At 30.0% G+C, this 9,605-nt stretch carries 9 protein-coding genes and 1 tRNA gene; 3 read left to right on the top strand and 7 right to left on the bottom strand.

What is annotated here, in order from left to right; all coding sequences use genetic code 11:
- The coding region (locus ACP5FO_RS07500; protein WP_428157291.1) for a GTP-binding protein at nt 1-417 on the bottom strand (417 nt) is incomplete at its 3' end.
- A 2-nt stretch (nt 418-419) separates the two neighbouring features.
- Nucleotides 420-1,433: a hypothetical protein gene (locus tag ACP5FO_RS07495; protein ID WP_428157290.1), complete on the bottom strand. Its 1,014-nt coding sequence runs from the start codon at nt 1,431-1,433 to the stop codon at nt 420-422.
- A gap of 103 nt (nt 1,434-1,536) precedes the next feature.
- On the opposite strand from ACP5FO_RS07495, the gene ACP5FO_RS07490 reads away from it, so the two are divergent.
- Nucleotides 1,537-2,361, top strand: a complete 825-nt coding sequence (locus ACP5FO_RS07490; RefSeq protein WP_428107737.1) for a menaquinone biosynthesis family protein — start codon at nt 1,537-1,539, stop codon at nt 2,359-2,361.
- A complete protein-coding gene (locus ACP5FO_RS07485; protein WP_428107734.1) occupies nt 2,354-3,523 on the top strand; it encodes an NAD(P)/FAD-dependent oxidoreductase in 1,170 nt (389 codons plus the stop codon). The genes ACP5FO_RS07490 and ACP5FO_RS07485 overlap by 8 nt, the downstream gene beginning before the upstream one ends.
- Here ACP5FO_RS07485 and ACP5FO_RS07480 read toward each other — a convergent pair.
- From ACP5FO_RS07480 to ACP5FO_RS07460, 5 genes are read right to left on the bottom strand one after another with little or no spacing between them, the layout of a single operon-like run.
- On the bottom strand, nt 3,487-4,152 hold the full coding sequence (locus tag ACP5FO_RS07480; protein WP_428107731.1) for a cytochrome c biogenesis CcdA family protein: 666 nt from the start codon (nt 4,150-4,152) through the stop codon (nt 3,487-3,489). The genes ACP5FO_RS07485 and ACP5FO_RS07480 overlap by 37 nt on opposite strands.
- Nucleotides 4,152-5,000 (bottom strand): MinD/ParA family protein, encoded by an 849-nt coding sequence (locus ACP5FO_RS07475; RefSeq protein WP_428107729.1) that lies wholly within the window; start codon nt 4,998-5,000, stop codon nt 4,152-4,154. Before ACP5FO_RS07475 ends, ACP5FO_RS07480 begins: the two co-directional genes overlap by 1 nt.
- Nucleotides 4,984-6,180 carry a flagellar biosynthesis protein FlhF gene (gene flhF, locus ACP5FO_RS07470; RefSeq protein ID WP_428107725.1) on the bottom strand — a complete coding sequence of 399 codons (1,197 nt, stop codon included), beginning with the start codon at nt 6,178-6,180 and terminating at the stop codon, nt 4,984-4,986. Before flhF ends, ACP5FO_RS07475 begins: the two co-directional genes overlap by 17 nt.
- Nucleotides 6,177-8,249, bottom strand: a complete 2,073-nt coding sequence (gene flhA, locus ACP5FO_RS07465) for a flagellar biosynthesis protein FlhA (RefSeq protein WP_428157289.1) — start codon at nt 8,247-8,249, stop codon at nt 6,177-6,179. Before flhA ends, flhF begins: the two co-directional genes overlap by 4 nt.
- Entirely contained in the window at nt 8,233-8,901 is a 669-nt protein-coding gene (locus tag ACP5FO_RS07460; RefSeq protein WP_428107720.1) for a YggS family pyridoxal phosphate-dependent enzyme, read from the bottom strand. Before ACP5FO_RS07460 ends, flhA begins: the two co-directional genes overlap by 17 nt.
- A 108-nt stretch (nt 8,902-9,009) precedes the next feature.
- Between ACP5FO_RS07460 and ACP5FO_RS07455 the strand changes: the two genes are divergently transcribed.
- Nucleotides 9,010-9,086, top strand: a tRNA-Arg gene (locus ACP5FO_RS07455).
- The last annotated feature ends 519 nt before the right edge of the window (nt 9,087-9,605 follow it).

The raw sequence follows: 9,605 nt of genomic DNA, 5'->3' as shown, positions 1-9,605 counted from the left end.
TTGATCAAGAGTTTCATTTTCAATTTTATTTGGCAAGTCTTTTTTCGTAAGAGCAAACACAGCAGGAAGTCTTTTTATTTTCATAAATTCGCGATAATATTTATACATACTTGATATTGATTCTTTATTTGTTATATCACCAAGCACTATTAAAGCTAGAGCATTTTTTTCTAATATATCATAGATAAACTTAAAACGCTCTTGACCAGGTGTTGCATAAATATGTATTATAATATCTTTATCTATTGTTATAGTGCCAAAATCTATAGCTACAGTAGTAAAGTTTTTTATATCTTTTAAACCGTTTTCGGTTACAGGTTTGTCAGTAGTAATAGGATCTATTTCGCTAATACACTTTATAAACTCTGTTTTTCCTGAATTGAAACTGCCAGTTACAATAATTTTATATATTGCCATCTTTATAAACCTCTAATTTTATCCAAGATTTTATGTAAAACCCCTTTTTTAATTTTTACATCAAACTTAACAATAGCATCCTGATCTGAAGATAAATCAATTATACGCAGCATATACATAATCACGATATTTTGCAAAACTTTATTATCATAATTATAACGTCTCATTATTTTATCGATACTCAAATCAGAGTTATTCATTAGCCACTCTATATCTAAGTTACTACCAGGCAGTAGCGCTCCTCTTACAGCATATAAAGGTGCTTTTACATTGATAATATTCCTATCTTTGGGCAGTAGCGCCAAGAGGCTATCTTTATTTGTAATATTTTTAATGCCTTCCCAAATAAAACTTTTCAAGCTTAGTCTTGGTGTATTTTCATTAGATATATTTGATAAATCAGATATATCGATTATATCTTGAGAAACGTAGAGACTATTATATTGAAATATATCATAATAGTTATCAAAATCAGAATGTAAGAAATTTATCTCACTTCCGATAATAATTATCTTTAGTTGTTTATTGCCAACCCAAAAACTAATTTTTTGGTTGCTTCTTATGGAATTTAAAAACTCGCCCAAGTTGACTTCTTTAAAATTTTCAAGAGATATTTTTTCCAATGTTTTTAATTTACTATCAATATTTGAAATAGCTGAAAAGATTTCTTTATGGAATGATGGAGTCTGTATTACAATAACATCTCTACCATTTGGTATAACATCCGATTCATCTTTTAAAATTAGTATTGAAGGTTTAACTAACCCTGGTGCTAAATTACCACTGTTTATCTTTTCTAAGAAAGCCTCAGCTAACTTTACTTTTGTTGTTATACCTTTATGATTGCCAATTAAAATTAAATTATAATTAAAAATTTCTTCTTTCATTTGACGAGGATCATCAACCCACTCAACAGACCAACCCTCGCTCGTGAGTAAATATTGCAAAAGCCTTGCTAGTAAGTTATCATCTAATATCAAATAAGCTTTTTTGATTCTTTCTAATCCCTTTTGCATCGTATTAATGATTTTATATAATACGAAGTTTTAAGTCAAGAAAATTTTTAAAAAATTGATAAAAAAAATATTTATGTTATAATAATGAGAAAAGGGAGGTAAAATGAAAAAATTAACGTTAGCACACAGTCCAGATTCAGATGATGCATTTATGTTTTATGCTTTAAACAAGAATGCAATAGATACGCATGGATATGAATTTGAGCAGATCTTAAGTGATATTCAAACTTTGAACGAAAAGGCAATTAATGAAGTCTACGATATTACCGCTATTTCTTTAGCAGTCTATCCGCTTATTGATGACAAATATGATATACTAAAAAGTGGTGCAAGCATGGGCTTTAAATACGGACCAATTATTGTAGCAAAAAAATCCATGAGTTTAGAAGAGCTTAAAAAATCAAAAATTGCAATACCGGGCGTTTACACAAGTGCATTCTTAGAATTGCAATTACTACTTGGAAAAGATTTAAATACGCTTATTGTTCCATTTAATAAAGTATTTGAACACGTAATAAATGGAGACGCACAGGCTGGTCTTGTGATACATGAAGGACAACTTACATTTAAAGAGGCAGGACTATTCAATGTATTTGATTTAGGGCAATGGTGGTTTGAAAAAACAAAGTTGCCATTACCTCTTGGTGTAAATGCAATAAAAAAATCTTTGGATGAAAAACATTTAATTTCAGATATACTACAAAAAAGTATTTTATACTCCCTTGAACATAGAAATGAGGCAGTAAAGTACGCTTTAGAATTTGCAAGAGGCATGGAAGAAAGTCTTGCAGACCAATTTATAGGTATGTATGTAAATAAACTTACCGTAGATATGGGTGAGGATGGTCTTAGAGCGTCGCAGCTTTTATTAGACGAAGCATTTAAGGCTGGTTTAATTAAAAATAGCGTTAAAATTACACTTGTATAAATCAATAATTATTGGTGGTGGCACAAGCGGTCTTGCTTGTGCTTGTTTTTGTGATAAAAATACACTTATTATAGATAAACAAAAAATTGGAAAAAAATTATCAATATCAGGTAATTCGCGCATTAACTTTACAAATCTTGCCGATTTTAATGATTTTTTAAGATCATATGCTCCAAATGGTGATTTTCTTAGGGATGCATTTAAAGTTTTTTTTAAAGATGATCTAATAAGTTTCATAAATGAGCTTGGCTTTAAAACGCAAGTTGAAAACAACAAAGTTTTTTTAAGCGGTTCAAAAGGAAACAGTTTTGTTAACGCATTAAAAAAATATATTTTGAATAAAAAAATTCAAATTCATGAAAATGAAAAGGTAGTTAAAATAGAAAAGAAATTTAATTTTATTGTTTATACGGATCATGACATATACGAGTCAAAAAATATTGTTGTAGCTACGGGTGGATTGAGTTATAAACAGCTTGGTGCAAGTGCTGACGGATATATGTTTGCAAGATCTTTTGGACATAAAATTATACCACCAAAACCTTACGAAACTCCATTCTGTATAAGAGATAATCTTTTTGAGAACCTAAATGGTATTTCATTAAAAAATGTCCAAATAAAACATAAAAATAAAATTTTTAATAATGATTTACTATTTACCCATTTTGGTTTAAGTGGGCCTGTAATTTTAGATATTTCTTGTCATGTAAAAAATGGTGACGCAGTATATATAAATTTTTTAGGCGAAAAAAAAGAGGAATTTCTCAATAAATTAACTAAAACTAAAAAAATAAAACCTTTAATTAAAGAATATTTACCTAAACGATTTATTGATAATTTGATAAAAAAAATGCCTTTTCTAATCAGAAATATAGAAGAAATTTCAAAAAAAGATTTGAATTTAATCTTCAGTTTGCTATTCAATTACGAAATTATAGTAAAATTATGTGGTTTTAATAAAGCGTTTGTCACAAAAGGTGGTGTAAATTTGAGCGAAGTTGATCCAAAAACATGCCAATCAAAAATTGTTAATGGTTTATTTTTTTGTGGTGAAGTATTAGACATTGCGGGCTCAATAGGTGGATTTAATATACAAGCGGCATTTTCAACTGGTTATATTGTTGCTCAAAAGCTTGGTAATCTGCCATTTACAAACATATAAAGCCCAATAACAACTAAAAATGCACTCATACCATAAGTTACTAAATTTGTCCTTAAAAAATTGAATGATTTTACAAAAAAGCCCATAAATATAGAAGCTAGAATAAATGGTATGCCTAGCCCTAAGGAGTATACAAAAAGCAACATTGCGCCTTTAGACAGGTTTGCTGTGTTTGCCGCAATAACAAGTATAGATGATAAAATTGGCCCTACGCAGGGGCTCCACCCAAGAGCAAACAAAATTCCGATAATAAAAGACGTAAATAAATTAACACTTTTCACTTTTATATTGATGCGCAAATATTTATAAATAAAATCGAATTTAAGTACATAAAAGATACCAAATATTATTATTAGAATGCCAGAAATCTTTGCTAATAATATTTTATTAGTAACAATTATAGTACCTATATAGCTTGCACTGGTTCCCATTAGTGTGAAAATTATGCTAAATCCTATAACAAATGCTATAGAGTTTAATATAGTTTTTTGATAAACATTTTTATCATGAGAATTTTTAAGATCCTTTATGGTTACGCCTGATATATATGATATATAAATTGGTATCAATGGCAGAATACAAGGACTAATAAAAGACAAAAGTCCACCTAAAAAAGCACTAAAAAACATTATAACCTCCTAAATAAGTTATTAAAGAACTTTTTAATTGGATTGTCAATAATTTTTATATTTTGAGAAAAGAAGTAATTTATAAGTCTTTTTATAGAAATTGAAAAGCTTGAATCTGGATAGTCTAGAATAAGTGGCTTTTGGCTTTTAATTGAATTTGGCAAGTTTTTATCAAAAATAGAGTAACTTGCCATTTCCAATTTTGTATTTAAAAATTTTTCGCAAATATTGTTCATGTTGTTAAAAACACTTTGAGCTTCACTTTTATCTTTTGTCATATTTACGAACATTTTTATATCCTTTCTATTGTAGTTTAAAGTTAATATTTTTATAGTTGCATAAGCATCTGCCATAGAAGTAGGCTCAGGTGTTGCCACAATTATTATATCTATGGCATTTTTTAGCAATGTCATAACTTTTTTTGATATGCCAGCACCTGTATCTATAAGCAAAACATCTGTTTGGTTGGATAATTCATTGAGTTTTTCTAATAGTTCTATTAAATCATTTTCTGCAACATTTGATATGTCTTCTATGCCACTGCCAGCTGGTATGATTTTTAAATTTGTATTATAATCAACTATTATTTCTTCTAGTGTTTTTGACTTATTTATTACATCTATTATACTGTACTTTGTTTTAATGCCTAAAACTATATCTACATTTGCAAGTCCCAAATCACCATCAAATAGAATTACTTTTTTATTTATATTACTTAATGCAACTGCCATATTTGCAACAATGCTGGTTTTTCCTACACCACCTTTGCCACTTGAAACTGCTATAACTTTCTGGTTTTTCTTGTTTGTATCGACCAATTCTCTTAACCTTTTAGCTTGATCGTTCATTTTCGTCCTCTTTTTTTGCTTTTTTAATAATAAATGAAGAAATGCCAAATGGATCTGCTTTTACAATATCATCTGGAACGTCCTGTCCAAAACTTATAAAAGAAATTGGCTTTTTTGTTTTAACTGCAAAATTTAGCATTGTGCCAGGTGTGTTAGTTTCATCTAGCTTAGTTAACAAAATACTATCTATTTTTAAATTAGAAAACCTCTCATAAATTTCCATACAATCGTCTTCTTTTGTATTTAACGCCAAAACAAGACTTATATGTATGCCACTTTGGCCTTTAAACAAATTAAAAGATTCTTCTAGGCGCTTGATGTCTTTTTGGCTACGACCTACTGTATCTATAAAAACTTTGTCGTATGCAATAAAATCATTTATTGCTTTTTGCAAATCGTGTTTTGTAATACATACTTGCATTGGTATTTCCATAATCTTTGAGTAGGTTAGTAATTGATCAACAGCACCTATACGATAAGTATCTGTTGTTATTATACTAACTTTCTTTTTGTTCTTTAATTTCTCTATGGCGGCAAGTTTTGCAATTGTTGTAGTTTTGCCTACACCAGTTGGACCTGTTAAAACAACAATTTGTTCTGTTGGTTCTATAACTTTGAAAAATTGAGACAACAAAACACTTAAGTATTCTATTGTATAACTTTCATCTTTAAGTTTTTCAGCATATAAATTATCATAAAGAGCTTTGGAAATTTTGAAAGAATATTTTTTATTTATTCCTTTTTCATTCATAAGATTAAAGTATTTTTGAACAGAAATAGGCAAATTGTAAATATCAATTTCACCTTCTTTTTTGGCCATATACGAAAGACTACTTTTAAGGTTGTCTAAATCGCTTTTTATGCTTTCTACAACATCCTGTAAAGGATTTTTTGTACTATATTTTAATAAGTTCTCCAAATTTTGAATTTTTTCTTCTAGATTTTCTTTTTGCTGTTCATTTTTTTGAGGTTCTATTAGTTTTGAAAAAATGTTTTTTTTTGTATTGTCTGTATTTTCAATAGCTGCTGTTACTTCAATAATTTCTCTTTTAAAAAACGAAAAAAAAGAGCCTTTTTTTACTTTTCTTGTTGATAAAATAACAGCTTCTTCGCCTAATTCTTTTTTGATTTTTTTTATAGCTTCTTGAAGGTTATTTGCTTCAAATGTTTTTATTATCATAAATCAATTGTGCTTAAAGTTTTAACTTCAACATTATTTGCAATTTCTGAGTATGACAAAACTGCCACTCTTGGAAAAAATTTTTCAAGGAAGGACTTAAAATGCCTTCTCACTCTAGGCGACGTCACAATTATGGGCTCAATTCCACTTTCCGCAGCTTTTGCAATTTCGTTTTGTGTGGATTGTATAAGCTTATCGCCAATGTTTGGTGGTATTTGCAGATATGAATAGCCATTTTCGTCTTTAATATTGGCACTTAAAATACCTTCTGCGCTCGAGCCAAGCAAAATTACATTTAAAACATTATTTTCATCTTTATATTTATTGGTTATATGATAGGCTAAAGCACTTCTTACATATTCAGTTAGCAAGTCTAAATCTTTTGTATGTGGTGCCCAATCAGCCAACGTTTCAAAGATAGTAAGTAAGTCTCGAATAGGTATTTGTTCTTTTAATAAATTTTTTAAAATTTTGTGCATTTGCCCAAGTGATAAATATTGGCCCAATTCTTCTATTAACCTTGGATGATCTGTTTTTAAATTTTCAAGAAGCTTACTTGCATCTTGACGCGTGAAAATATCGTATATATTTCTTTTGATAAGTTCAGTTATATGGGTAATTATTACTGTTACAGGATCTACTACTGTATAGCCAGCCACAATGGCTTCATTTTTCTTATCTTTCTCAATCCATATAGCCTGCAAACCAAAAGCAGGTTCTTTTGTAGAAATACCTTCTATTTGCTTAAGTGGGGCAGGTGACATAGCAAGCAACTTGTCTGTCTCGATTTTGTATTTTCCTACTTCGATTCCTTTTATCAAAAAAATATACTCATTCTTATCAAACGTAAGATTATCTCTTATTCGTATAGATGGTATAATCACGCCAATATCTAAGGCTAGCTGTTTTCGCATTAATTTTATTCTATTTAGCAAATTAGCACCCTCTGTTTCTTCTGTTAAATATATCAATCCATACCCAATTTCCAATTCTAAGACATTAATTTTCATAGCTTCTTCTATATTTTCTTCAACAACTGGCGCCTGAGCTTGTTCTTGAATAATTTGAGCTTCTACAAGTTTTTCTTGCACCTTTTTTTGCGATATAGAATAAGCTAGATATGCAAATATTAGCGCCAATAAAATCAAGCTAATGTGTGGCATACCTGGAATTAAAGCTAAAATTGCCAGTATAGCTGCTGATAAATACAGCGCTTTGAATTGCTTCGTGATTTGATTTATTAAATCAGGAGCAAGGCTTTCCTCGCTTGAGCTTTTTGTAATTACAATACCTGCTGCTGTGGAAATGATCAAAGCAGGTAGTTGTACAACAAGGCCATCGCCAATCGTTAGCACAGTATATCTGCTTGCTGCCTCGGATAGGCTCATATTGTGCTGCAGCACACCAATGATTATACCTCCAATTATATTTATAAAAGTAATCAAAAGTCCTGCAATTGCATCGCCTCTTACAAATTTGCTTGCACCATCCATAGCCCCGTAAAAGTCTGCTTCTTTTGCTATCTCTTGTCTGCGATTTTTGGCTTCAGTTTCTGTAATTGCACCAGAGTTTAAATCAGCATCTATGCTCATTTGCTTTCCTGGCATAGCATCCAAAGTAAAGCGTGCTGCTACTTCTGCTACTCTTCCTGCGCCTTTTGTTATTACAACAAAGTTTATTATTACCAATATAACAAATATTATAAAACCCACGATATAGCTTCCACCTACAACAAAATATCCAAAAGTTTTAATAAATTCACCTGCAGCATCAGCAGTTTGCGCACCATGAAGCAAAATCGCTCTTGTAGTTGCAATACTAAGAGATAATCTAAATAAAGTTACAGTCAACAAAATTGTAGGAAAAGTAGATATATCCAGTGGCCTTTGTGTATAAATACTAACAAAAAAAATAAGCAATGCAGATGCAAACGAAATAGTGATAAAAAAATCAAGCAAAAAAGGTGGTAGAGGAACAATAAGGACAGTTAATATAAGTATTACAGCTAAAAGTATCAAAAAGTCGCTTAAACGGGTAATATTACCTGTTAGACTAGCTTCTCTCGCCAAAAATTCTCCTTCCAATGCGTATAATAGTCGAGCCTTCTTGGATTGCTATACGAAAGTCATCACTCATACCAATCGATAGCTCGCTCAAAGTAGGACAAATGCTTTTCTTTAAATCTTCAAATATTGATTTCATATCCCTAAAAGCTTTTCTAATTTCATTTTCTTGGGCTTGTGGCCCAATGCACATAAGACCGTATAAATTTAGATTTTCAAAATTAACTATGTTTTTTGCAGCATCTAAAACTTCATTTTTAGAAAAACCGAATTTTTTTGAATCACCCGCAATGTTTACTTCAAGCATTATATTTATGATTTTGTTTTCAGATTGAGCGTATTTATTTAATTTTTCTGCAAGTTCTATTGAGTCAACACTATCAATATAGTCAAAATAGCTAACTGCTTTTTTGGCTTTATTTAACTGAAGGTGTCCTATTAAATGCCACTGAATATCTAAATTGTCTGCTTTTGCAAGTTCAATTTTTTCAATTGCTTCCTGGACTCTGTTTTCCCCGAATATTTTTTGAGAGCACTCATAAGCTTTTTTTACAGCTAAATAGCTAAAGTTTTTTGAAACCGCCATTAATTTGACATTTGGATTTAAAATTTCCAATTCCTGTTTTATCTTTTTTAAGTTTTCACAAATATTTTCCATAGCAAACTCCTTTTTACGATTATACTTTTGCTTTAAAATAAGTCAATTATTTATATTGTGTCTAGTTGACAAATTCCGTATAAAATAGTATAAAAACTTTGGCTAAATGCCCCGATAGCTCAGAAGGATAGAGCACAGGATTCCTAATCCTGGTGCCGCAGGTTCGATTCCTGCTCGGGGCACCAGTATTTTCCTTTCAAAATCCTATTTAAAAAGCAATTATTTAACAAAACATATAAAGATAAAATACAAAGTTTTTTAATTACTTTTAACCATTTTTAGTATTTTGTTGCACCATATTTGCACCACGAATTTCATGCTTAATTCCGTCATAACAGCATTCTTAAAAAATGTATTACACCAAAGCTTAAAAACTGTTAAAATGGTACAATTAATCAATTGGAGGTATGCTAATGATATACCTTGTGTGTCCGTTTTGTAGAACGGATCAGGATGTCAAAAATAGAACCTGTTAAAAATGCGAGCAAACTATACCTAAAGATAAAAAAACTTATAAAGTTGTGGTTTCATACAATTATAAAAGAGTTGTAAAAAGAGTTCCCAACTTGGAACTTGTAAAAGAGATAGAAATTAAAATCAAATCCGAGCTTGTAAGCGGAGAGTATTTTGATAGGAAGCAAAAAAGAAAGGAAGAAACACTGATGAATGATTTTTTTTACAATATTTACTTACCGCATGTAAAG

Origin of the sequence: Desulfurella sp., from assembly GCF_049977265.1 — a bacterium.
Classification (GTDB): Bacteria; Campylobacterota_A; Desulfurellia; order Desulfurellales; family Desulfurellaceae; genus Desulfurella.
Note: the sequence above shows the minus strand (reverse complement) of the source record. Positions and strands in the feature narration are given on the sequence as shown.